Origin of the sequence: Ralstonia sp. ASV6, assembly GCF_016429285.1 — a bacterium.
Taxonomy (GTDB): Bacteria; Pseudomonadota; Gammaproteobacteria; order Burkholderiales; family Burkholderiaceae; genus Ralstonia; species Ralstonia flaminis.
In genome coordinates this window covers 1-21,625 of record NZ_JAELUI010000094.1, presented here as the reverse complement: position 1 = coordinate 21,625, position 21,625 = coordinate 1, and the positions used below count along the sequence as shown (strand labels likewise).

22 protein-coding genes are annotated in these 21,625 nt (G+C 62.5%); 3 read left to right on the top strand and 19 right to left on the bottom strand.

What is annotated here, in order from left to right:
• From JHD73_RS29770 to JHD73_RS18305, 9 genes are all read right to left on the bottom strand, one after another.
• Positions 1-82 (bottom strand): transposase (locus JHD73_RS29770; protein WP_368735547.1); only part of this gene is annotated, 82 nt, incomplete at its 3' end.
• A 150-nt stretch (positions 83-232) separates the two neighbouring features.
• Complete coding sequence (locus JHD73_RS18340) at positions 233-706, bottom strand: hypothetical protein (protein ID WP_199031683.1); 474 nt, start codon at positions 704-706, stop codon at positions 233-235.
• A 443-nt stretch (positions 707-1,149) separates the two neighbouring features.
• A complete protein-coding gene (locus tag JHD73_RS18335) occupies positions 1,150-1,560 on the bottom strand; it encodes a hypothetical protein (RefSeq protein WP_199031682.1) in 411 nt (136 codons plus the stop codon).
• A gap of 7 nt (positions 1,561-1,567) precedes the next feature.
• Positions 1,568-1,891 carry a hypothetical protein gene (locus tag JHD73_RS18330; protein WP_199031681.1) on the bottom strand — a complete coding sequence of 108 codons (324 nt, stop codon included), beginning with the start codon at positions 1,889-1,891 and terminating at the stop codon, positions 1,568-1,570.
• A 146-nt stretch (positions 1,892-2,037) separates the two neighbouring features.
• Entirely contained in the window at positions 2,038-2,343 is a 306-nt protein-coding gene (locus tag JHD73_RS18325) for a hypothetical protein (protein WP_199031680.1), read from the bottom strand.
• Positions 2,343-2,864: a hypothetical protein gene (locus JHD73_RS18320; protein WP_199031679.1), complete on the bottom strand. Its 522-nt coding sequence runs from the start codon at positions 2,862-2,864 to the stop codon at positions 2,343-2,345. Before JHD73_RS18320 ends, JHD73_RS18325 begins: the two co-directional genes overlap by 1 nt.
• 120 nt (positions 2,865-2,984) lie before the next feature.
• The gene (locus JHD73_RS18315) at positions 2,985-3,212 is read right to left on the bottom strand and encodes a hypothetical protein (protein ID WP_199031678.1); all 228 of its coding nucleotides are present in this window, start codon (positions 3,210-3,212) and stop codon (positions 2,985-2,987) included.
• 1,180 nt (positions 3,213-4,392) lie between these two features.
• Positions 4,393-5,058 (bottom strand): recombinase family protein, encoded by a 666-nt coding sequence (locus JHD73_RS18310; RefSeq protein ID WP_199031677.1) that lies wholly within the window; start codon positions 5,056-5,058, stop codon positions 4,393-4,395.
• 280 nt (positions 5,059-5,338) lie between these two features.
• The gene (locus JHD73_RS18305; protein WP_199031676.1) at positions 5,339-5,686 is read right to left on the bottom strand and encodes a hypothetical protein; all 348 of its coding nucleotides are present in this window, start codon (positions 5,684-5,686) and stop codon (positions 5,339-5,341) included.
• 819 nt (positions 5,687-6,505) lie between these two features.
• On the opposite strand from JHD73_RS18305, the gene JHD73_RS18300 reads away from it, so the two are divergent.
• Entirely contained in the window at positions 6,506-7,171 is a 666-nt protein-coding gene (locus JHD73_RS18300; RefSeq protein WP_199031675.1) for a hypothetical protein, read from the top strand.
• A 1-nt stretch (position 7,172) separates the two neighbouring features.
• Positions 7,173-7,553, top strand: a complete 381-nt coding sequence (locus JHD73_RS18295; protein WP_199031674.1) for a hypothetical protein — start codon at positions 7,173-7,175, stop codon at positions 7,551-7,553.
• A 58-nt stretch (positions 7,554-7,611) separates the two neighbouring features.
• Here the strand turns inward: JHD73_RS18295 and JHD73_RS18290 are convergent, their stop codons facing one another.
• The 6 genes from JHD73_RS18290 to JHD73_RS18265 form a co-directional block, all read right to left on the bottom strand.
• The gene (locus JHD73_RS18290) at positions 7,612-8,631 is read right to left on the bottom strand and encodes a site-specific integrase (protein WP_199031673.1); all 1,020 of its coding nucleotides are present in this window, start codon (positions 8,629-8,631) and stop codon (positions 7,612-7,614) included.
• A 398-nt stretch (positions 8,632-9,029) separates the two neighbouring features.
• Complete coding sequence (locus JHD73_RS18285) at positions 9,030-9,755, bottom strand: OmpW family protein (protein ID WP_199031672.1); 726 nt, start codon at positions 9,753-9,755, stop codon at positions 9,030-9,032.
• 146 nt (positions 9,756-9,901) lie between these two features.
• Positions 9,902-11,848, bottom strand: coding sequence for an acyl-CoA synthetase (locus JHD73_RS18280; protein WP_199031671.1), 1,947 nt, complete (start codon positions 11,846-11,848; stop codon positions 9,902-9,904).
• A 5-nt stretch (positions 11,849-11,853) separates the two neighbouring features.
• Positions 11,854-12,807, bottom strand: a complete 954-nt coding sequence (locus JHD73_RS18275; RefSeq protein ID WP_199031670.1) for a fumarylacetoacetate hydrolase family protein — start codon at positions 12,805-12,807, stop codon at positions 11,854-11,856.
• Positions 12,808-12,855: 48 nt separating this feature from the next.
• The gene (locus JHD73_RS18270; protein ID WP_199031669.1) at positions 12,856-13,926 is read right to left on the bottom strand and encodes a VOC family protein; all 1,071 of its coding nucleotides are present in this window, start codon (positions 13,924-13,926) and stop codon (positions 12,856-12,858) included.
• A gap of 10 nt (positions 13,927-13,936) precedes the next feature.
• The gene (locus JHD73_RS18265; protein WP_199031668.1) at positions 13,937-15,553 is read right to left on the bottom strand and encodes a bifunctional 3-(3-hydroxy-phenyl)propionate/3-hydroxycinnamic acid hydroxylase; all 1,617 of its coding nucleotides are present in this window, start codon (positions 15,551-15,553) and stop codon (positions 13,937-13,939) included.
• A 208-nt stretch (positions 15,554-15,761) separates the two neighbouring features.
• Between JHD73_RS18265 and JHD73_RS18260 the strand changes: the two genes are divergently transcribed.
• The gene (locus JHD73_RS18260) at positions 15,762-16,517 is read left to right on the top strand and encodes a TetR/AcrR family transcriptional regulator (protein WP_199031667.1); all 756 of its coding nucleotides are present in this window, start codon (positions 15,762-15,764) and stop codon (positions 16,515-16,517) included.
• Between the two features lie 56 nt (positions 16,518-16,573).
• Here JHD73_RS18260 and JHD73_RS18255 read toward each other — a convergent pair whose 3' ends face one another.
• The 4 genes from JHD73_RS18255 to JHD73_RS18240 all read right to left on the bottom strand — a co-directional run.
• A complete protein-coding gene (locus tag JHD73_RS18255) occupies positions 16,574-17,236 on the bottom strand; it encodes a PqiC family protein (RefSeq protein WP_199031666.1) in 663 nt (220 codons plus the stop codon).
• Positions 17,233-18,828 carry an intermembrane transport protein PqiB gene (locus JHD73_RS18250; protein ID WP_199031665.1) on the bottom strand — a complete coding sequence of 532 codons (1,596 nt, stop codon included), beginning with the start codon at positions 18,826-18,828 and terminating at the stop codon, positions 17,233-17,235. Before JHD73_RS18250 ends, JHD73_RS18255 begins: the two co-directional genes overlap by 4 nt.
• A gap of 48 nt (positions 18,829-18,876) precedes the next feature.
• The gene (locus tag JHD73_RS18245; protein WP_199031664.1) at positions 18,877-20,211 is read right to left on the bottom strand and encodes a paraquat-inducible protein A; all 1,335 of its coding nucleotides are present in this window, start codon (positions 20,209-20,211) and stop codon (positions 18,877-18,879) included.
• An 87-nt stretch (positions 20,212-20,298) separates the two neighbouring features.
• The coding region (locus tag JHD73_RS18240) for an efflux transporter outer membrane subunit (protein ID WP_199031663.1) at positions 20,299-21,625 on the bottom strand (1,327 nt) is incomplete at its 5' end.

Sequence of the window (21,625 nt, the reverse complement as noted above, 5' to 3'; positions counted from 1 at the left end):
GCTTGCCGCATGCGCGGCATTTGAGCCGCCCATCGGAGAGTTTGTAGGGCCTGCTTGCGGAACAATCCGGGCATCGCTTCATGGTCGGACCAGGGTAACTCTGGTCCGGTTTGGGTAGGAATTACCTAATTTTGAATGTAGTGCCCATCACGCGTGGCGGCGCAGAGGTGTCCGACTCATGTGGAGTCGTTATTGATGTGGGCCGCACGGTTGCAGCCATGCACCAGTGCCTCTATGACGATGCAACTAGCGCAGCCCTGTTTGCCCGCGCAGCCCGCACCTGTGCGTGTTCGTCAGCCATCCGCACGTCCTCGATGGCGCGCCATGCCGCTTCGTACGCAAGGGCGGCTTCTTCGGCCTGCTGCTCGTACATGCGTGCTTCAACCGCCAGCACTTCACGCACATCCTCGAAACCGGGCATGCGGTACATGGCACGTTGAGCTACTTCGTCGTTGAACCCGTCAAGGAACGGTTCCAAGAGCCCATGCCCCTCTGGAGAGAGGGTCGCCAGCCAGTCGGCTTCGCACTTGACGCGGTAGTCACCGATGGTCGCCCCTGCGGGCATCGCATTGCGGGCGGCGGGCCAGTACCTCGCGGCGAACTGGCCGAGGTTGTACGCGGCCTTTACCTCACGCTTGGGGTAGCTGGAATGACGGGCTGTTTGAGAACGAAGGGCTTGCTCAGGACGTGCGACGGTGCGGCGCATGGTGCGGCCTCCTGGTAGTGTGTGGAGGTCCGCCATGCATCGGCCAAGATACGGGCGGCGGACCAAAGGCGGGGTTGGCCGACCGGCTACCAGGAACCGGCACACCAGAAGGTGTCCCCACCTCGGCCCACCATGAAATCGGCGTGCAAAGGCAACGGCGCGGATGATACCGCCGCTCACGACGGGATTGCGCCTCCGGTAGTCGAGCGGCCAAGCCCGGCTGCGTTTGTCTACACAGCGAGGCCGAGTCTAGTGACGCGTGGGCGGCCCAACAAGCACGAAGAAAAGGCTTGCATTGTCCCGCGCTTCTCGGGCATTCACAGTCGGTCCAAGCGCCCCGCGCCTTGCATGCCCGCAGTGTCAACTGCTGTGCCGAGCGTTGGTCAAAGCGTTGGCGTTGTATACCCACCACGCTCACACGGATGAGACTGCCTCGGGCAAAGTCAGCCCACCCCACGCATGAGCAGCTGCAACTCCTCCCGGAGCAACGGGCGCGCGAACGCGTCAGCTACTGCAACAGCGGAGTCCTCCGCCTCAAACGCTTCCGCCAGTGCGACAACGCGCGGCGGGTAGACATCGGGCCAGCGCCGGCCCGCCTCTCGTATGTCGGCAGCCGTGTACCCACGCTCCCACGCCGGGTACAGCCTCGCCATCAACATGAAACGCCCTGCCTGCTCTGTTGCAAGTGCCCGCACCACGTTATTCGTCGGCACATCCAGCCCTCTGTTTTCAAGCACCGTCCCTGTGAGGAGGTCGCGGACATGCTGGCTGGCCTGAATGCCGCTTTGGTGCATCGTGTTCGACCCCAGGTCCATCACGGCGCATTCCACCCATGCGCTTACCGTAGTACTCATGCTGGCCTCAGTACGTGTACGACACCCGACGCGAGCGCAGCGGGTGCCCCGGCGGGTACTGCTCATCCGTCACCGTCGTGCAACCGGCACCCCGATGTGTCGACCCGAAGCAGCGGGCGGTGGAAAATACCGCCTGCTGTGCAGCGTCCGGCGAGAGGCTGCCGTGCGGGTCGAGGCCGCCGAGGCCGGCAGCGTTCAAGATGGTCTGCGATTGTCGGTACTGCGACAGCGAAACGTAATCGGGGGCCGTGGTCAGCGCGTGGCTCCGGGCCACCTCGCGCTGAGTCTGTTGCTGAAATTCCGTGTAACCGGAGGTCTGTTCGATTTCCATGTTGATTCCTTGTGGGGATGGTGTTGGGCCGCACACATGCTGCGCACCGCCTGGGTGTCCACTGGGCCTTGGGAGGCACGTGGAGCGGTTGAAATGGGTGAGTGCACCCTTGCTAGTGATAGCGCCCTGAAGCGCGTGGCGAAGACCTACGCCACTTGAGCTAGGCCACCACCATCGCAGCGGGCGTCGGCCAGCAACCCTGCCAAGGGGACCTGCACGGCTCGGTCCAAGTCTGGCGCGTTGTGGAATTTCCCCGCCATCCATCCCGCTCGAACTCCAGCCTGCTGCGCCGCAGCCTCTGCCGCGCGGGCCTTCTCCAGCTCGACACGAAGAGCAAGCCTAGCGGCGGCAGGCATACCGCTGCTGCCATCGAATGCAACACGGGCAGCCACTCGCTTTGCCACGGCCTCACTCAGTGCCTCCCCGAGCAAGGTACGTTGATCGGTGCCCATTAGTCGGTCAGGTAGCCACGGCGATACGCTGCCTGCCACTTCGACAGTGCCTCGACGGGCGTGGCGGCCAGCTTCAAGACGTAGAACGGCAGCTTGTCGGATTCCAAGACGGCCATCTGTTCGGCAGGGTTCAGGCCGTGAAGCGGCACTGTGCGCCGCACCGGGACCGGGCGGCCATAGTCCTGGGAATACTGGTCTTGCTCGATTTCCGCTACGGTGCTGACGAGGGGGCCATCCTCAAGTTTTGGGTCCGCCTTGTGGACGCTGAGAATGCGCAGAGCAGCCGCCTGGGTGCACAGGATGTGCGCTTTGGACTCTTCCAGCTCTGCACGCAGCTCCTGGGCTTGCATCTCAGCACGCTGCATCATCTCGGCAGCCGTCCGCAGCCTTTCGAACTGTTCAGCCAGAGGGCGTAGATCGTTAATGACGCCTGCGAGTTGATGGATGTTGCCCTCGATTGCATCGGGACTGCGGTAGGTCTTGGTAGTCGCTTTAGCGGCCTTGGCCTTGCTTACTGACATGTGGATTCTCCTATCGGGAACGAGTCGCTTCCTTGCGACGTTTGATGGCCAGCCGGTTGGCGATGGCCTGGGGCGACGGTCGCGCCTTCTTCGGGTAGCTCGGGCGCTGCTGCGTTTGGCTCATCGGGCCGAACTCGGATCGCCGCCGTACTTGCGCAAGACACGGTGCTTCCCGCCTTTGGGTTTACGAGCTGCCCATGAGGGCAAATCGCCCGTCAATGCCTCGACTGCACGGCGATAGGTAGCGATTGCGGATGGGCCGCAGTTGAGTACGGTGTTCTCGAAGTACGACTGCTCGACCGTGTTGTGCTCCAGCGGGTGGCCGAAGCGGGTGCCGGTATTGCTCATGGTGTTGCTCCTTTGGGGAATCACGCCGGAACGGACCAGCCTGCCCACGCAAGAACATCGCGTAGCTCGGGGTACAGTCGGCATAGGTAAATGACTCGCGGGGCCGGGAGGCTCGCTAGATCGGGGGTGTTGATGTGCAGGGACTCGGCCACAACTTCCAATCTGCCGGTCGGGTATCTGCGTGCAGTGAAGGGACCAAAGACATCCTCCAGGCACTCGCCTAACGCTTCCCTACGTTGCTGCTCTCGGAGAGCTTCTAGGCCCGCTCTCGTATGTCCTGCGGGTGGTGCCACGCCGGCCCGCAACTTCTCCCAATCGCTGCTATTCGTCGTAAGTAAGCAGTCGTAGCAGGAGGCGTCACGAACTCGCCGGGACGTAGAGCCGCACTTACGGCAAGGCTTCCCTCGATACTGGGAACTGCCTCCTAGGAAGGCATCCCACCGGGCAGGATCAGAGACACGAGGCCTTAGTGCTGCTTGGTAAGAGGGATCGACTCGGCAGAGCTGTCGCTGTCGTCGGTCCAGCTTGCCGCCTCGGGGCTGGCAGTGATGTGCGGTGAATCGGGGATCGTGCTTGGGTCCGTACCTCTGGCCTAGCTTCGGCATCGGAACACATACACCACTCGGAATGCCCCGGATTGCTGATCTTGATTCATCAAGCTAACTCCTTGAGGGAACAGCCCAGGTGTGTCTAGCCGCGAGAGCTGCGCATGAGGGCTGATGGATGGATGGATGGGCTGTGCTCAGCCCTACGGGGACAGGGCACGGGCGCGCTGCCCCTTAGACGGCGTTGCTCGATCACGCATCCAGTGCGCCATCAAGCAACTCTCCTCCTGCCCATCGAGTCTCTTGGATGGGTCTATGTATCCTGACCCTTGGAGAACTCGGTTTTGCTGTATCTCGCCCTCCCCGTGCTCGCACAGATGAACTTTCATCGTTCATCGGAGCGGCCCGAGGGGACTCAATCCAGCATCCTGACCCTTATCGAACTTCGGATTGCTTGCAGAGCCCGCCCTTGTCACCGAGCCTCGCAGCTCCCCGTGTGGTGACATGCCTGTTTAGCGCCCGGCCAGGGCTACCGCTGACGACACAACGCTGCACTGTGTCTTTTGGGGACACGAAAAGAAAAGAGCCGCCCGGATTGCTCCGAAGCGGCCCTCATTGGATCAAGCAGGAACTGGCTACACCAGCCGTGCCAGCGTCCTCTGTAACTGCGTCAGGTGCCACGCGCCGCCCGTGGCGGACCTGATGCCCAAGCCGTTCAATTCGTCGACCATAGCCCGCCTCGTCAGGCCCCGAGCTTGCATACCCTCCAGCACACCGCGCAGCTTCTCCGCAAAGGCGCCTGCCTGCTGCTGACGCTCCGCCACGTTCGGCTTGAGGTTGGCGGGTCCAGCCACCCCGAGCTTCACACCACGCCCCTTTGCTGCTGCCAGCGCTGCCTTGGTCCGGGCGCTGATCTGATCTCGCTCCCATTCGGACATGACGGCGTGCATCTGGATCATGACCTTATTGGCCTGTGGCATGTCCGCCGCCACGAAGTCCACACCCGTCTCCAGCAGGCCCGAGATGAAATGAACGTTGCGGGCCAGCCGATCCAGCTTGGCGATCACCAGCGTGGCGCCGTGCTTCTTGCACAAAGCCAGCGCCTCGGCCAGCTTAGGCCGCTTCGCTAAGGCATCCGCGCCCTTGCCTGTCTCCACCTCGGTGAACTCGGCCAGCACGACCCAATCCCCGCCATTCAGGTACGCCTGCACGAGCTGCTGCTGTGCTTCGATACCCAGGCCGGACTGCCCCTGCTTCTGTGTTGATACGCGGTAGTACGTGACGAACTTGCCGTTTGCCATGCCTGTTCACACCACAAGATGTTCATTTAATGTGTGTACAGATTGGGCGATAGAGGACCGGCTGTCAAGCGCCGGGGGGGCGCCAGGAAGCGACTACAGGTGCTGCAATCGCTCCCCGCATTGGGCCCGTCTCTCGGTGGCTGTTCGTGTATTGCGTCGAGCCTGGACACCTCCCGGCGCGTCCGCTGCGATTCGTGGGAGGGCCATTGGGGACACTGGCTGCGGCTCGGGCGGCGCTGGCCTCACGGATTACCGGACCTAAAATAGGTCCGCGCCGTTCTCACTCTGGATCGGGTTCACCCAGGGCGACGTCCAGCAGAGTGGATAGAGCTTCCAGCTTTGTGTGTGGCAAATGAAGTAGCCGTTCAATGATTTTCTGTGCCGCCTGGACACGGGGTGGTTCTAGGTGCAGGACATCCATCCAGCCGCGCAGCTTCCCCATACCATCCTCAAGGCGGTGCGCACCATCATCCCCGATGTCGCGAAAACCACTCCTGTAATGGAAGATGGCGCCGCGTGTTAGCCCAGTACGCCTTGCAAGCTCATTAATGGTATCTACTTCGCTAATCAATTGATGTAGATTCAACCGCCGTATTGCTTTGTTATCGAGATAAAAGACCGGCTGCATCGTGACTCCCGCTGTTGGTTATGACTGCATGAACGCGGACTAATTATCACTGGCGTCATGTGGCTCACATCAGTGCTCGACGGCTGCCGGCAGTCCAAACTATCGCAGCAAGAGCAGGCACTCGCATGGCGAGGCCCACTAGAAGCTGAACTTCGGCTCGATGGGCGGTCGCAGCAAGGAGTACTCATCCGCGATTTCGCACTACTCCATAGGCCCGCACAACAGGATTGCTTCTGGTAATCTTTCTATCGCCGGGGCTGGAAATCCCGGTTGCGGCCTTCCAAGCCGCTTAAGGTGAACCGATGTAGCGATGACCAGCCGGGACCGGCCTCTACCAAAGCATCGGGAAGCTGCCCCGTCGCCGCCCTTTTCGGTGGATGCCGAGAGGTTAGCGTACCGACGGGCGTGGGGAAGCATTCTAGAACGCCGCCCCGCAGCCGCCAGCCAGGGCGGCCTACAAGTACTCACAGGTTAAACGCCTGTACCGGTACGGGCATTTCCTTGGAAAACCAATGAAACGCACCGTTGACGTGAAGGTGGATGTGAAGATCGATGTGGCGGCGTGCATTCGCGCACTCGCCGTGCTGCTCCTCGCAATCGTGACCTGAAATGGCGGGCCGGGTAACACCGGCCTGCCTATCGAAAGTGCATCACAAACCGGCCATACAACCCGGTGAGCGCCACCGCAACGACAATCCAGCACCCGTGCCCCGGCTGTTGGCACGCGGCCTTACTGTCGTCCCTTCCCACGGATTACCGGATCGAAATTGAGGCTGAGTCCGCTATCATGGCCCACACTAACCCAACAAAAATCTAGGTATGCCGACCGACACACGGCCGTCGCAACTTGGCAACGAACTGCATGCTACGCAAACCTCTACGCCTGGAGGCTCAGAAGCAGACCAAGCCAAGCTTACCCAAACTGCCGAAACGCCTAGCAACGGCTGGTATTCCTTTCTGACAAATCAGCACGTAGGAGACCATGTTGGCATCCTAGGCCTCGTGGTTTCCGTCGTCGGCCTCATAATGACTTACCGTGAGGCTCGAAAATCAAGGACAGCCGCCGAAGCCGCCAGAGTTGCCGCCGAGGATGCTCGACGCACAAGGCAATTGGTAGACACCTCGCTGGACTTGACGATCATAAGCAACAACCTAGCCGATCTGAAGAACATAATTAAAGGCGATGATTGGTCGTCCATAGACCCAAGAATTGACTCCCTTTGCCGGTCACTGGCTACCGTAAAAGAGGGCATCGCTTATGACGTAAGCAGGGATTTCAACGATGACGATTTAAAAATTATTACCGATGCGACAGCGACACTTCGCGGGCTTGAGTTGACTCTTGCAAAAAAGGGAGCCAAACCTCCAAGCGGAACTGCCGGGATCACCAGGCTACACAACGAAATTATTGCCCCGCTGTCCTCGATCATAGATAAAATAAACGGAATCTGCTTCAAAGCAAAATCCTTGTCTGCGAGAAGATGAAATGCAAATCGAAAAAGCCATCAGCTTCCTAAAGGGCTTGTCGCACCGCACATCTCAAGGCGATGTTCAATGGAAGAAAATACCGAACAGCGCCCCGGAAATTTTCTACATTGAAGTAAAGGATGTGCAAATCTCACTGGGCCTTCGATACACTGACGACAACTTCGATGAAGTTGATTATTACATCAATTTCAGTTCAGCCCATGACGATGAATTCATTTACCAATTCACTGACGCAGATCTGAGACCGGCCTTTCCGCAGGCATACCGCGTCATGGAAGGTCTGTACCGGGACGCCAGACTTGTCGCAACTGGCCTAAAGCAGCAACTGGACAGCGCGCTGGACGAGTTCATCAAAGCCGATCCCGACAGCCCCTTCTAATTGAATGTTGAGCTGATGCAGTCGCTGCGCTTCGCCATGTAGTCACAGGACATCAGTTCTACCCCAACTTGAGAGCCACGTCCTGCGCCCGCAAATGGGTGTACCGCTTGAGCATTTCCATCGTCTTGTGGCCGGTTATCGTTGTCACCTCCATGACACTTAGCCCCTTCTCGAAGAACCTGGACGTGGCCTCATGACGTAGATCGTGCAGCCGGATGTCGACGAGCCAACGCGCCGAAGGCGGCTTGCCCTCAGCCATGCAGGCAGCCTCATAAACGCGCCTAGCGCGACGCACAGCCCGCATGAACGCCGTGCTGACCGCATCCTCCTGCATGGCGAACGGAACGCCTGCACCGGCCTCCTGACGCTTCTGGAGGATGGCGAGAGCTTTAGTGGACAGCGGCACCGTCCTCGGTGTGTCCGTCTTGGTCTTGGGGATGTAAGCGGTGCGCCGCTGGAAGTCGATGTACTCCCAGTCCAAGGCCAGCATCTCGCCCCGGCGCATGCCCGTCTCGACGGCGAAGGGGATTAGGTCGGTCAGTACAGGGGACAGCGTGGCAGCCACGATGGCGTCCAGCTCGCCCTGTTGGACACGGCGGTCGCGCCCCGGTGGCAGCTTCGGCTTCACCACCTTGGGCACACCACCGGGCAGCACGAAGCCCCACTCGCGGGTTGCCAGTGTGAGCGTTCGGTTGATGAGTGCGAGGTGATGGATGACGGTCTGCGGGTTCAGCGTGCGCAACTTCTCGTCGCGGTACTCGGCCAAGAGCTGGGGTGTCAGGGCCGTGAGCTTGTACGCGCCCAAGCGCTTCTTGACCACCGCCACGCGGCTCTTATCGCTGTTCCCGCTGCGCTTCTTTGGGGAGACTTCTGCGAGGTAGCGGTCCAGCAGATCGGCCAGTGTGGTGCCCTCTGCTTGCCTGTTCGGCAGATGTACGCCCTGCTCTATGCTGGCCTCCAGGCTCCGCGCCCATCGTTCGGCAGCAGCTTTCGTAGTGAAGGTCTTGCTCAGGAGCGGATGCCCCTTCTTGCGGACTTGTGCCCGCCATGCGCCATCGCGCTTTGTGAACGTCGCCATGCTCGGTCTCGGTAGACCGATGCTGTGTTCTCATTGCACCCAGATTGCACCAAAACGCCGCTCAGTTGGATAGAAGCCGCGCCAGCAAAGGCGCGGCGACAGACGCGGAGGCCGCTTCTAAGCCGACGGTCGGGGGTTCGAATCCCTCTGGGCAGGCCAAGAATCTTCAACAGAATCAGACAACTGGCCGGGAACCGCAGTGTGGCGGTTTCATTGATGGACCGCTTGGGCTCCGTATTATGAAGCGCCCCGCAGATAGCGGATCGTCGCTGCGCCTGTGCTCGTAAGCAATCACCCAAATCGTCGGCAAGTAGCCGCCCCGTGTTGAAGCATCGACGGCCCGCAGAATTCTTCAGGTGAGGATGCGTGTCTGGCCGGCTGGCACCCTGAAAGAGGCTCTAGAACCGGTACCCCACCGAGAGAAAACTGGCGATCGGGTTGATCCGCACCTTCGTGGCGGTGGTGACGGTGCCAACAGGTGCCTGCGTGGTCAGCGTCGCATTGGTGGACAACCACATGTATGACACCGACACCCCGATAGACCAATGCGCGTCGACGTTGTACGTAAGCCCCGCGTTGACGAGGGGCGCCAACGTCTTGCTGAGCGATGCCGTGGTCGGCCCGACCAACATGGAGCCGGTCGTTGGCGAGGCGAGAATCTGGCCGGTCGCCAATGGCCTGCTGAGTTCGATATCCCGATACCAGACGTAGGCAAGCCCTGCGCCCAGATACGGCCGGATACGCGCGGTCGGCTCGCCAAAGTGGTACTGCACTTGCACCGCCGGGCTCCAGGCTCGCGCAGTCCCCATCTCCCCGACAGACGCCAGCGTTCCGGTCCCGTTCAGGTGTAGCTTGGGCGGGATACCGAGCACCGTTTCGAGAGCCAGATGATCAGTGACGAAATACCGCGTGGTGAGCGCGAAGGTATTGGCGTTGGCCAGCGTCGATCCGCTGCCGGGCACCACGGCTGATTGCCCGAGGGCATGCACCGTCAGCGGCTGGCTGGAATCTTGAGGGGCGAGATGCATCCAGCCCGCGTTGACGACCCACTGCCCTGCCGACTGCGCATGGGCGAGCGAGGTCACCGCGAGCGACAAGAGCATTGCCGCGCGTGTGGTCTTCATGTTGTCTCCGATTTTTGTAATGTAGGAACTGCAACTGCAGGAACGCGCCGCCACGCGGTGCGGGCTCTTCACCCGCGCGCGATGGGGTGAACGGGCGAGGAATTCCTCCTTCGGTCAGGTGAGCCGCAGCGCCGGCCCACCCGCCTTCAATTGACGGAAAAGGGAAACGGGAACCGACCGAGCACTTCACGCGCGGCGGCCGTCGATGCGGATGCCGATGCGTCGAGCTTTACCGAGATCGACAGGCCTTTTGATTTGTCTTCGGCAACATCCAACGCGTCAAACGCAATGCCCGCATCGCTGAGTGCCATTGACAAGGCTTCGCGTGTTTCACGGTGCTTGAGTGCCGGTTTGAAGATCTTGCCCACGGCGGTCAGCGGCATCGTTTCAATGATCTTGACCTCGCGAGGTAACGCGGCCCGCTCTGCAATCTCCGCCTTCAGAAACGCCAGCAACTCGGCTTCCGTGGCGGACGTACCGGCACGCAACTGCACGTAAGCGACTGGCAGCTCGCCTGCATGGACATCCGGACGCCCGACGGCGGCGGCAATCTGTACCGCAGGGTGACGATGCAGTGGCGCTTCGATGGTGAGCGGATCGATGTTGTGGCCGCCTCGAATGATCAACTCTTTCTTGCGGCCCGTGAGCCAGAAGTAGCCTTCTGCGTCTTGCCGAGCCAGGTCGCCAGTGTTGAGCCAGCGCCTGCCGTCTCCCGTGTCGACCCATAGCCCTGTGTTCTGGGCTGCCTGGAGATAACCTGCAAAGACGTTTGGCCCCGAAACGAGCACCACGCCCACCTCATCGGCGGCACAGTCGCGCAGGTACTCGCCACTGTCGCTCAGCACGACCGTCTTCATCTGCTGCACGGGAACGCGCAGGCCGATGGAACCAAGGCGGCGCTCGCCCATCGGCGGGTTCACGCTGCTCACACAGGTGGCTTCGGTGAGCCCATAGCCCTCGAGAATCTTGATGCCGGTCTGAGCCTGGAAGCGGCGAAACACTTCCACCGGCATGGGTGCTGCGCCGCATAGGCCGTATTCGAGCGATTTCACATCTCGCCCGCCAACAGGCACCTGCAGCAGCGAGGCGTACAGCGTCGGCACGCCACTGAAGAAGTTCACGCGATGGTGCGCAACGATCTCCCAGAAGCGCTGGATCACGCCCTCGCCGCGATAGCCCTGCGGCGTGCCAAGCACGACATGCGCGCCCCTGGAAAACGGCAGCAGCCCCGTCACCAGAACGCCGTTGACGTGGAACAACGGCAAGCCGCAAAACACCACCTTGCCAGAGCCGATGCCGTCGCCCAGCACTTGCGCGGTGCTCCATGCGTTGGCGACTTCATTGCCGTGGCTGCGCATCGCAATCTTCGGCAAACCCGTGGTGCCGCCCGTACAGAAGTACGAAGACGCGTCTTGCGCAGCAATGCTCCGCCCGCTGTTCAAGCCGTCCGATCGTTGCGCTTGGATGGCGCTGTTGAAATCGTGGATACGCACCGACATCGGGACAGTACCATGCAGCCCTTGCGGACCAAGCAGTCGAAAGATCTCGTTCTTCTGCATTTGCGCCGCACATTGCGCCGCGCCATGCACCCGGTCGGCCAGATTCACCAGCACCAGGTGCCGCAGGCTCTTGATTGCTGGCAAGTGCGGTTGCAGCTTGGCCCAGGTATCGGTGCCGGGAAACGGTGCCAGCGTGACCAACACCGATGCGCCGACAGCATTGAGCAGCTCGGCCAGCGCGGGCCCTTCGAGCAGGGGATTGAACGCCGCGACGATGCCCGTTGCCTGCCCACCCCAGATCACGAAATGCGTTTCCGGCAGATTGGGCAGCACGAATGCGATCACGCCATCCTTCTTGACGCCAATGCTGTCGAAGAAATTTGCGGTTTGCGTGATGCGCGCAAGAAGCGCCGCGTAGCTCCACGTCTGCGGCGCACGGTGGTCATTGACGCTCAGAAAGAAGCTCAGCGCTGGCGCCTTCGGGTTCAGGCTGGCGCCACGGCGGATCATCTCGTACGTGCTCTGCGGCAGATCAGGCGGCAGACCTTGCGCTTCCGCAACTTCCACGTCTTGCAGGCTTGAGAAACCGGACATGGTGTTCACGCCTCGGCAACGATGCGATTGCGCTGCGTGCCCAGATCAATCCGTCCGTCGGACGAGTGGATGCGCGCTTCCACCACATCGCCCGGCTGCAGGTATTGGGATCGCCCCGCCTGCACCTTCAGGAACATCTCCCACTTCGCCTTCTCCGGCAGCATCGCGGCCATCTTCTGCTTGATCGGCGACGGCACGGATAGCGCGCAGCCCGCGGGCGTGCCCGTGGCCAGCAAGTCGCCCGGCTCCAGGTCGTGCACGCACGACAGTTCGGTCAGCGTCTCGGCGGGGCCATGGACGAGGTTGGCCGTCGTGTCGTTCTGTCGAAGCTTGTCGTTGACGGTCAGCTTGAGCTGCAGGCTTCTGAGCGCCGGGAAATCACGCGGCTCCAGCAGCGTCAGCCACGGGCCCACCGGGCCGAACGTGCGGAACGACTTGCCTTTGTAGAACTGCATCTGCGGAATCTGGACGTCGCGTGCGGAATAGTCGTTCACGATCACGGCGCCGGCCACGTACTCGTGCAGGTTGTCCTCCGTCACATCCACCGCACCGTGAATGGCTTTGCGCATCACCAGCCCAAGCTCGATCTCGTAGTCGAGGAACTGCACGCGCTTCGGTTTGATCACGTCGCTGTCGGCCGGGACGATGCAACTCGATGCCTTGGTGAAGATCATGTTGTACGTCTTCACGTCCGGGTCCATGCCGGACTCGATCATGTGCTGCCGGTAGTTGGCGCCCTGGCAGATGAACTGCTGGTTGCGCGTGACCGGAGACAGCAGCTTCACGGCGGACACCGCGAGCGTTTCCCCATCCAGCGCGGCAAGCTCGGCCAGCGTTGCATTGCGGACGAAGTCCCCCGTCGTGGCGTAAGCGCCCGGTACCGGCGTGATGCGTGTATCCCGGATCACGCCCCACTGAGCGTGACCCTGATATTCAAAGCGAACGATATTGATCGACATGGCAAAAGGTGCGTTGAATGAATGACGGCAAACGGCGCCTGCGCTGCCTCAGGCAAATAGCCGGGCGAGCGTTACCAGCTTGCGGAACGTCAGGTCGGGGCTGCGGCGCAGATTGCGGATGAGCGCCGCGATGGCAGCCGGTGTCAGCTTCGGCTTGGTGAAGCTGGCGGGCATTGCCTGGCCCCACTGCGACATGGCCTCGCGACTGACAGGGTGGATACCGGTCGGCTGATCTGCGGTGAACAGATCCCCGTCGCAGTAGTGCTCGTGCTTGTCGCCCCACGGGTCTTGCCAGTAGTCGAAGATCTGGCTGCCGAGGATGTGCCGGCCCAGTCCCCAGGCGTGGTCCCATCCCTGCTCGCGCAGCATGCGGTGCCCCATGCCGACGGCATCGGCATCGATGAGTTCGAAGGCGCTGTGGCTGTACTTCGAAACAAAGCCTTGCGCCAGCGCGAGCGTGTGGTGATCGGCCGGCGTGTCGCCCAGATCCAGCCGCATGAAGGCCACCGCAGGCGAGCCGTCGGGCAGCACTTGGACATCGCTGGGAATGAAGCCGAAGTGCTGCGTGTACCAGGCACAGGTCGCCTGAAAGTCGGCAAGCTCCAGGACAACGTGCCCCAGGCGGATCACCTCTGGCACAACCTCAGGCGGCCGCTGTGTTTCGTTGATGCGCAGTGGTGCGTCAACCGAGTTGAACGGCAACGGTGCGCGGTGCGGCAGCGCAGCCACGGGCGTCTGACCCGCGACGGCATCAACGCGAAAGCCGGACGGGTCGGCAAGGCGTACTCGATCGCCTCCACCCGGCAAATCAGATGGTTCCACCGCCGATGCTCCGGACACCCTCGCGAGAGCATCCAACGCTGCACGGTCAGCCACTTGCAATCCGAAGCCGACAAACCCCGCCTTCGCGGCCTTGCGGACGACATAGCAGAACGGCGCCGGGCCGGTCCCGCGCAAAAGCAGCATTGCTTCATCCCGCAGAACGGTCACGAGACCAAAGTCATTGAGGAACCGCTCGGCCTGCTCAAGATCGGGCCGATCGAACATCAGGTAGGCAAGCGCCAACGCCTTCGTCGTCGGCTGTGGATACCGTGCGGGCTGTGCTGTGGTGAGTTTCATGGCAAGGCACTCAAGCAGATTGAACAGTTGCGGCAGTGGCTGGCATGGGCTCCGTCTGGCCGCCAAGCAGCGCCAGGCTTTCGCGAACGAGGCGGTCAGCGTCTGCAGCGGGCCCGTCGTGTGCCACCGTGCGGTCTGGGCGCACGACGGCCGCCCAACCAACGGGTACCGCGTCGGGAAGAAACGTGCCGTTGATGTCTTCCCAAACGCTCGACGTGTCACGATGCAGAGGCTGCCCGCGGTGCACGATGCGAACGAACACACCACCCTGGCGCGCGAATGCGGCTGCCGTTGCGGGCTCCAATGCCGCACGGGCATCACAGCCGAAACTGACGAGCGTGTATCCCTCGCCGAGCACGTCGTCGCTCAGGCACGTGCGCCCTTCCGCGTTTCTGACCCAGCCCTGCGGGACAACACCGCCGCGCGTCAGCTTGGTCAACGAGCATCCTTTGACGAAAAGCCCGGTCTTGAACGCGTTCTTCGGCTTGATGCGCAGTTCTTCAAACTGGGAGCGCAGCCGGGGCACCAGCCGCGTCAGGCGCATCAGGCCGTGCGTCAACAGGGCCATCGGAGCACTGCGCGGCATCACCAGCTTGCCCATGAACCGGGCGAGATTGATCATGGCTTTTGCATGTGGGCGACGTTCCTCGTCGTAGCTGTCGAGAATCCGTGCGTCGGCTCGGCCTTGCAGCACCCACGCCAGCTTCCAGCTCAAGTTGGCAGCGTCCCGCAGACCGGCGACCAGCCCTTGGCCGACGAACGGCGGCGTGATGTGCGCGGCATCCCCCACCAGGAACACCCGGCCAACGCTGAACCGGTCGACCGTTCTGGCATGAAAGCGATAGACCGCCTTGCGCTCGATCGTGATGTCGTCAACGTTGGTCCACGGCTGCAGCAACGCGCGAATACGGCTGTCCGACTCCATTTCTTCGCGACTCTCGCCAGGCTGGAGCATGAACTCCCAGCGCTCGCGGCCACCCGGAGCCACCATATGCGGCGTGGGCCGCCGGTGGTCACAGAGAAACTCAACGTGGTCGATCGGCTTGGGAACATGACGCGCGTCGACAATGAGCCAATCCTCGGCGTACGTCGTGCCCCGAAATTCCTGCCCGATCAGGTGGCGCACGACGGAACTCGCGCCATCCGCACCGACCACGTAGCGAGCGCGGACCCTGTGTACCTGACCGCGCCCGACATCGAGCGAAGCCAACACACACTCAGGCTGACTAGTGATGCTGAGCAACGTGGTGCCCAGCGCGATATGCACACCATCGTGCGTCGCCAAGCGTGCGCGCAGGCAACGCTCCAGATCGGGCTGATAGAACGTGACGAGCTTCGGGTGGCCATCCAGGCTGCCGAGCGTGTTGACCCTGCCGAACTCCCCAAGCAAGGGGGAGCGCATCCGCACGTACGGAATGGCCACCGTTTCGAAATCGCCCTCGCCGATTCCGGCCTGTTGCAGGATTCGCAAGGCTTCGTTATCGAGCGCAATGGCGCGTGGGGCCATATAGACGTCGGGTGCCTTATCGATGGCCATCACACGCACGCCGTGACGCGCCAACAGATTTGCCACCATGGCCCCGACGGGGCCGAGCCCCACGATAAGGATGTCTACCTGAGAGGGCATGGCACTGACCCCCATCGGGCGTGAGCCATCCCCAACGCGTGCATTGGCACGCGCATGTGCATTTGTCTCCACCACGACTCCGTTTCTCTGTCTACGTATCTGTCAGGCTTCCATCGCCATTTTTTGACATTAAATTCATAGTTGATGATTTTGTCAATATCGACGTTCGAATCTATAATTCCAGCCATAACAAGGATTGCAGACCGCCATGGCCACCACCGAGACTCGCCGAACACCGAAGCGCCCCACCGCGAAGACACCCACGCCTGCAGCGCCGGCAGTTGAAGAGCGCGAGCCGCGTGGCGCGCGGCGCAAGCGTGAAACACGCGCACGTCTGCTGGATGCCGCGCTCCGGCTGATGGCCGATCGGGGCATGGAAGGCGTTGCCATCAATGAAATTACCGAGGCGGCGGACGTCGGTTTCGGGTCGTTCTACAACCATTTCGAGTCGAAGGAAGCCATCTACGCCGCGCTGGTGAACTCGGTGTTTGAAGAGTTCGCCGATTCGCTCGACAAGGTCACGCAAGGGCTATCCGACCCGGCCGAGATCATTTCCGTGTCGGTGCGGCATACGCTGGTCCGGGCGCGGCGCGAGCCTGTCTGGGGGCGCTTTCTCATTCGCGAGGGCTTCTCGGCGCGCGTTCTGACACACGGACTCGGCCAACGCTTGCTGCGCGATATCGAGCGCGGCATCACCGCAAAGCGGTTTGTGCTGGCCGATCCGTTCATCGGCTTCCTGTCGGTCGGCGGCACGGTGCTCACGGCCATCTCGGCCGAGCTCAACTTTCTGGCGCCTGATGCGCCGGCTGCCAACATCGTCCAGGAGCTGGGCTTCACGGGCGAGCATTTTCCCGAACGCACCGCCGCCGTGCTGCTCCAAACGCTGGGGCTCAAGCGCGCTGAGGCGGAGAAAGTGGCCGCCCGGCCGCTGCCCGTTGTGGAGATTGCAGACAGCGTCAGCTGATCTGATGGTCGGCGTTAAGGCGCGGGCGCCGATAGCGCCCGCCTGATCGACCCACCTCAGTTCGCCAGCGTGCGGGCCGACGCATCCGCACAACCGAGCATGGGCCGTGCCGCCTGCGATGGTGCGGCGGCATACGCCAACAGCGCTGCGGCCATCTGCGAAGCCAGTGCCTTCAGTGCGCGCCGGTGGCCCTGCACCACGCCGTCAATGCTTTCGGACACGTCCTCCCGGACAACGCTGCGGCAGGTCAACACTTGACGATCTTCTGCCGTCCGAATCGTCCATACAGCATCGATCGAGACATGCGAGCCGCGCCACGCATCAAAGCGCTGCACTTCCACGGCGACGCGGTAGACCGGTCGCTTGCCATCGTATGGAAGACCGTGCACGTCCATGGCACCGGCCTGCTGCGCCAACGCAGCCGACAGCGCGGCACGGATTTCGTCGGCGACAGGCGAAGCCCAGCGATCGGTCTCAAGCACGTCGACCTGCCCTGAGCCGGCCTGCACCACCAGCCGCCTGCCGGCCACCGACGGTGGCACGCGAACCGGCAGTACATCGACAAGCAATGCAGTTGCCGATGCGGCGGGCACAACGCCGGCGTCATCGGCCGTATGCAGGCTATGGAAACGCGCCGACGGGGAGCTACAGGCAGCCATGGCCGCGCAAGCCATCGCAACGGCCAGCATGCGGCGCATTGGGAACAAAAAGGCAATCATCGCGCATCCCCCTTCTTGCCAAACAGCAGCGACTCCGGATGGCGTTCCAGATAGTCCGTCAATGCGTTGAGCGACTGGAGCGTGCGCGTCAGCTCCTGCATGGCCTCGTGCACATCCGACTGGAGCGGCGAGTCTTGCCGCAAGGTCGCCTGCGCCGCATTGAAGGTTTGCTGTGCGGAAGCAAGCGTGTCCCGCGCCTGGGGCACCACTTCTGTATCCAGGTGGCCGAACAGGCGGTTCGCGTTTTCCAGCGCACCGTTCAGGTTGCCGCCGATCTTGTCGAACGGCACCTGATTGAGCTTCTTCGCGATGTCGGCAAGCTGCACCTGCAACTCATCGAGCGAATTCGGAACGGTCGGCAGCTCCACTGGCGAGCGATGAACATCGACCGTCGCGCGCGGCGCCTTGGGGAACATGTCGAGCGCGACGTACAACTGCCCCGTCAGCAGATTGCCCATGCGGAGCTGACCGCGCAGTCCTTGCATCACCAGGTGCTGCAGCATTTCATGTCCGCCTGGTGTATCGGGCGCGGGAAGCGACGTATTGCTGCGCCGGCTCAATCGCGCCGGATACAGCGCCATCATCACCCGCATGCTGAATGTCTTGGTCGCCTCGTCATATTCGATGCCGATGTCGGTGACATGACCCAGCGCAATGCCACGAAGATCGACAGGCGCACCCACAGACAACCCCCGTAGCGACTGGTTGAACCGCATGACCACCGTCATCGGTGCACCGTCGGGTTCGCGCATCGCGTCCGCCTCATCCGAGGCCAGCTTGAAGACGGTGTTGTCTGGCGGTTGCGGTCCATCCGCCTGGCCCTGCGGCGACTGAAACGCCAGGCCGCCAACGATGACGGTGGCGAGCGACTGCGTGTTCAGCTTCAACCCATTGGAATCGAGCCGCAGATCCACCCCGCTGGCATGCCACCACCGCGTATTGGTGCCGACGTACTTGTCGTACGGCGCATTGACGAACACGTTCACCTGTACGCCGCCGCCTTCCTTGTCCAACGCAAAGCCCACCACCTGGCCCACTTGCAGATGCCGATAGAAGACCGGCGCACCAATATCGACAGAGCCGAGCGAGTCGCCGTGCAGCGTGAACTGGCGCCCCTGCTGATCGGTGGTCACGGAGGGCGGACTCTCCAGCCCCACAAATTGGGTCTGGCTGTCCTTGGCGCGGCCAATGTCCACGCCGATATACGCGCCGGACAGCAACGTGCCGAGCCCGGAGATACCGCTGGCACCCACGCGCGGCCGGACCACCCAGAACCGCGTGTCCTTGGTTGCAAAACGCTCGGCTTCGCGCGCCAGTTGGATCTTCACCATCACGCGCTTGAGATCCTGTGTCAAGGAGATGGCTTGAATCGTGCCGATCTCGACGTCCTTGTACTTGACCTTGGTCTTGCCGGCCTCAAGGCCCTCAGCATTGGCAAAGGTGACGGTCACAACCGGGCCTTTCTCCGCAATGGTCTTGGCGACCAGCGCAAGGCCGATCAACGCCGCAATCAGCGGCACGAGCCAGACGATCGAAGGAAGCCAGCGCCGTCGCGGCGCGATCTCGGGAAGGGGTAGATCGATAGGTCGCATTGCTTGGAATGAGAATGAGGCGGGCGTGATGTCGGGAGCGGCTTCCGTTCAGGCGCCGCTTCGTGTGGAGTCGACGTTGTCGGAGACGGCGTCCCAGATCAGGCGGGGATCGAACTGCATGGAGGCGATCATGGTGAGAATCACCACAGCGCCAAAGGCGAGTGCGCCAGGGCCAGCGGTGATGACCGCAAAGGAGCCGAAGTGCAAGAGGGCCACGGTGAGTGCGACCACGAACACATCGAGCATCGACCATCGCCCGATGCACTCAACAAGGCGAAACAGCCGCGTCCGTTCATGGGGCCGCCACGTCGACCGGCGATGCGCCCCGAACACCAGCAGCGCGAGAATGGCGAGCTTGAGCATCGGCACCAACACGCTTGCCACGAAGACGATCGTCGCAAGCCCCCAGTCGCCGGAGGCCCAGAAGTACGCCACACCGCTCAGAATGGTGTCGTCCTCAGAACGGCCCAACGCGGTGCTGTGCATGACCGGCAGCAGGTTGGCGGGAATGTAGAGCAGTGCCGCCGCCAACAGCAGCGCAGCGGTTCGCGACACGCTGCCCGGACGGCGTTCGTGCACGGGCGCGTGGCAACGCCAGCACCGCTGATGTTGATGGGCTTCGCCGTCTTGCAATGGCTGAACGCTGCCGCATGTATGGCAGACAACCAGGCCGGCTTGCCTTGCTGAAACAGCCTGCGCTGTGTCAGCCAAAGGCGCTTCTGCGGAGGACGATTCTGCAAGCGGCTCGGGAGGCAACGCTGCACTGTTCCGCGCCTTGATCTCGTCGCAGGCGTGCCAAAGCCTGTGCGGATCGAACCGTGAAACCGCGGCCAGCAGCACCGTCAATGCACCGAACGCAAACAGGCCGGCACCCGGAATCACCCGCGCCAGGCTGACCATCTTTACCGTCGTAACGAGCACGCCCAGCATGAAGACTTCGATCATTCCCCAAGGCCGAAGCCATTGAAGGCATCGGATGACGTGGCGAACGCCCGGCGGCACACTGCCCACGCGCAAGGGAAGCAACACATACAGCAGCGCCAGCAGTTCCATCGACGGAAACAACGTGGTCGTGAAGAACACCACCGCAGCCACGATGTGCATCTGCCCCGTCCATAGCGAAGACAACGCGTCAAGCAACGTGGCCTGCGAGGTCATGCCCTGCGCCTTGAGCGAAATAATGGGAAAGGCCTGGGCGATCGCCAACGTAATCAGCGCCGCGACGGCGATGGCGCAGGTGACGTCGAACGTTGGAGCGGCGTGATGGGCGCCGCTCAAGTCGCTTGCGCAACGCGAGCATCTGACGTTCAAGCCATCCACGGTGGGCGGCCGACGAAACACGCGGTCGCACTCATGGCAGGCAATCAAGTGGGCATATTCCATGGAAAAGGAATGAAGCAATCGGCCTGACAGGCGAGGCGCGGCACCCCACGCTTGTGGCGTGAGGGCCGCGTCCATCCAAAAGCAATGTCAGTGTTGGGCGATGGTCTGGGCGGCGGAGGCAGGCAATTCGCCCATCGCCTGCAACAGCGCGGCGGTGTCGCCCATGCGCCGACTGGTCGCGCGCACGGTATCGAGCTGCGCGTTCAGGTATTGCTGCTCGCTCGCTTGCTCTGCGGATGCGGGCAATGCCCCCAAACGGCGCCGGGATGCGGTCTCGTTGAATGCGGTACGGGCCGCCGTCGATGCCACCTCGGCGGATGCCAGCGTCTGCGCATCGTTGTCCAGCGCGGCAAGCGTAGTGGCCACGTTCTCGAATGCCGACAAGACTGCCGACTTGTATTGCAAGACGGCCGCGTCATACAGCTCGAGCGTGGCCCGGCGGTGCGCCATCAGTGCGCCACCGTGGAAGATCGGCTGCGTTAGCCCCGCGCCCACGGCCCACAATCCGCCCGCCCCCGAAAGCAGCGCCGGCCAGCTCAAGCCACCCCGGCCAAGCGACGCAGTGAGCGACACGCTTGGGAAGAGCTGCGCGGTAGCCTCACCCGCGTCGGCAGATGCCGCCTTGACAGCGGCCGCGGCAGCACGGATATCCGGACGCGCCCGCAGCAGATCCGACGGCACGGCCACGGGCACCTGGTTCGGCAGAGAGAGACTGCCAAACTCCGGAACCGCAGGCGCAGCATCCGGCGTGCGCCCCAACAGCACGGCCAGCGCATGAACGGCCGCCGCACGCTGCTGGCGCAACTGCGGCAACGTTGCCGCCAGCGACGCCGCGCTTTGCGTGGAAGCCAGCGCCTGCGCATGCGACAACGCGCCCAACGAATACCGCCGCTGGCCGTCACGCGCCGTAGCGTCTGCCACCACGACAAGACGTTCGGTCAAGCCAATCTGTTGGTCGAGGGCGGCTGCATTGATGACGGTGCCCACGATGTTCGCGGCAAGCGCACGCCGCGCTGCCTCGAGTTCGCACCCGCGCACATCCACCCGAGCCGCGCTCGCGGCATTGGCATAGCGCGTCGCGCCGAACAGGTCGAACGTGTAATGCGCCTGCAATTGCCCGACGAACACGTTGTAGCGCAGTGCATCGGGCCCTACGCCCGTGAGGTTTGGCGTGCGCTGGCGCGCGACCTCCGCCCCGGCGTCGATGGAGGGAAGTGTGGATGCGCCCACCTGCGCACGCAGTTCTTCCTGCGCGGCGGATAAGGTTTTCTGCGTTGCGGCCAGCGTGGGGTTATTGCGCAACCCCTCTTCCACCAACGCGTTCAACGCCTCCGACTGATAGAGCCGCCACCATTGCGGCACGGGCGCGGCACCCACGTCAAGCTGCTGGGCAACGCCGGCCGCTTCCACCGTC

What these genes read in the sequence shown, in the direction of transcription:
- JHD73_RS18250 (WP_199031665.1), bottom strand. Translation starts at nt 18,828, where the DNA reads ATGCGACCTATCGATCTACCCCTTCCCGAGATCGCGCCGCGACGGCGC.
- JHD73_RS18305 (WP_199031676.1), bottom strand. Translation starts at nt 5,686, where the DNA reads ATGCAGCCGGTCTTTTATCTCGATAACAAAGCAATACGGCGGTTGAAT.
- JHD73_RS18310 (WP_199031677.1), bottom strand. Translation starts at nt 5,058, where the DNA reads ATGGCAAACGGCAAGTTCGTCACGTACTACCGCGTATCAACACAGAAG.
- JHD73_RS18260 (WP_199031667.1), top strand. Translation starts at nt 15,762, where the DNA reads ATGGCCACCACCGAGACTCGCCGAACACCGAAGCGCCCCACCGCGAAG.
- JHD73_RS18280 (WP_199031671.1), bottom strand. Translation starts at nt 11,848, where the DNA reads ATGTCCGGTTTCTCAAGCCTGCAAGACGTGGAAGTTGCGGAAGCGCAA.
- JHD73_RS18275 (WP_199031670.1), bottom strand. Translation starts at nt 12,807, where the DNA reads ATGTCGATCAATATCGTTCGCTTTGAATATCAGGGTCACGCTCAGTGG.
- JHD73_RS18340 (WP_199031683.1), bottom strand. Translation starts at nt 706, where the DNA reads ATGCGCCGCACCGTCGCACGTCCTGAGCAAGCCCTTCGTTCTCAAACA.
- JHD73_RS18330 (WP_199031681.1), bottom strand. Translation starts at nt 1,891, where the DNA reads ATGGAAATCGAACAGACCTCCGGTTACACGGAATTTCAGCAACAGACT.
- JHD73_RS18320 (WP_199031679.1), bottom strand. Translation starts at nt 2,864, where the DNA reads ATGTCAGTAAGCAAGGCCAAGGCCGCTAAAGCGACTACCAAGACCTAC.
- JHD73_RS18325 (WP_199031680.1), bottom strand. Translation starts at nt 2,343, where the DNA reads ATGGGCACCGATCAACGTACCTTGCTCGGGGAGGCACTGAGTGAGGCC.
- JHD73_RS18290 (WP_199031673.1), bottom strand. Translation starts at nt 8,631, where the DNA reads ATGGCGACGTTCACAAAGCGCGATGGCGCATGGCGGGCACAAGTCCGC.
- JHD73_RS18335 (WP_199031682.1), bottom strand. Translation starts at nt 1,560, where the DNA reads ATGAGTACTACGGTAAGCGCATGGGTGGAATGCGCCGTGATGGACCTG.
- JHD73_RS18285 (WP_199031672.1), bottom strand. Translation starts at nt 9,755, where the DNA reads ATGAAGACCACACGCGCGGCAATGCTCTTGTCGCTCGCGGTGACCTCG.
- JHD73_RS18295 (WP_199031674.1), top strand. Translation starts at nt 7,173, where the DNA reads ATGCAAATCGAAAAAGCCATCAGCTTCCTAAAGGGCTTGTCGCACCGC.
- JHD73_RS18300 (WP_199031675.1), top strand. Translation starts at nt 6,506, where the DNA reads ATGCCGACCGACACACGGCCGTCGCAACTTGGCAACGAACTGCATGCT.
- JHD73_RS18270 (WP_199031669.1), bottom strand. Translation starts at nt 13,926, where the DNA reads ATGAAACTCACCACAGCACAGCCCGCACGGTATCCACAGCCGACGACG.
- JHD73_RS18245 (WP_199031664.1), bottom strand. Translation starts at nt 20,211, where the DNA reads ATGGAATATGCCCACTTGATTGCCTGCCATGAGTGCGACCGCGTGTTT.
- JHD73_RS18255 (WP_199031666.1), bottom strand. Translation starts at nt 17,236, where the DNA reads ATGATTGCCTTTTTGTTCCCAATGCGCCGCATGCTGGCCGTTGCGATG.
- JHD73_RS18265 (WP_199031668.1), bottom strand. Translation starts at nt 15,553, where the DNA reads ATGCCCTCTCAGGTAGACATCCTTATCGTGGGGCTCGGCCCCGTCGGG.
- JHD73_RS18315 (WP_199031678.1), bottom strand. Translation starts at nt 3,212, where the DNA reads ATGAGCAATACCGGCACCCGCTTCGGCCACCCGCTGGAGCACAACACG.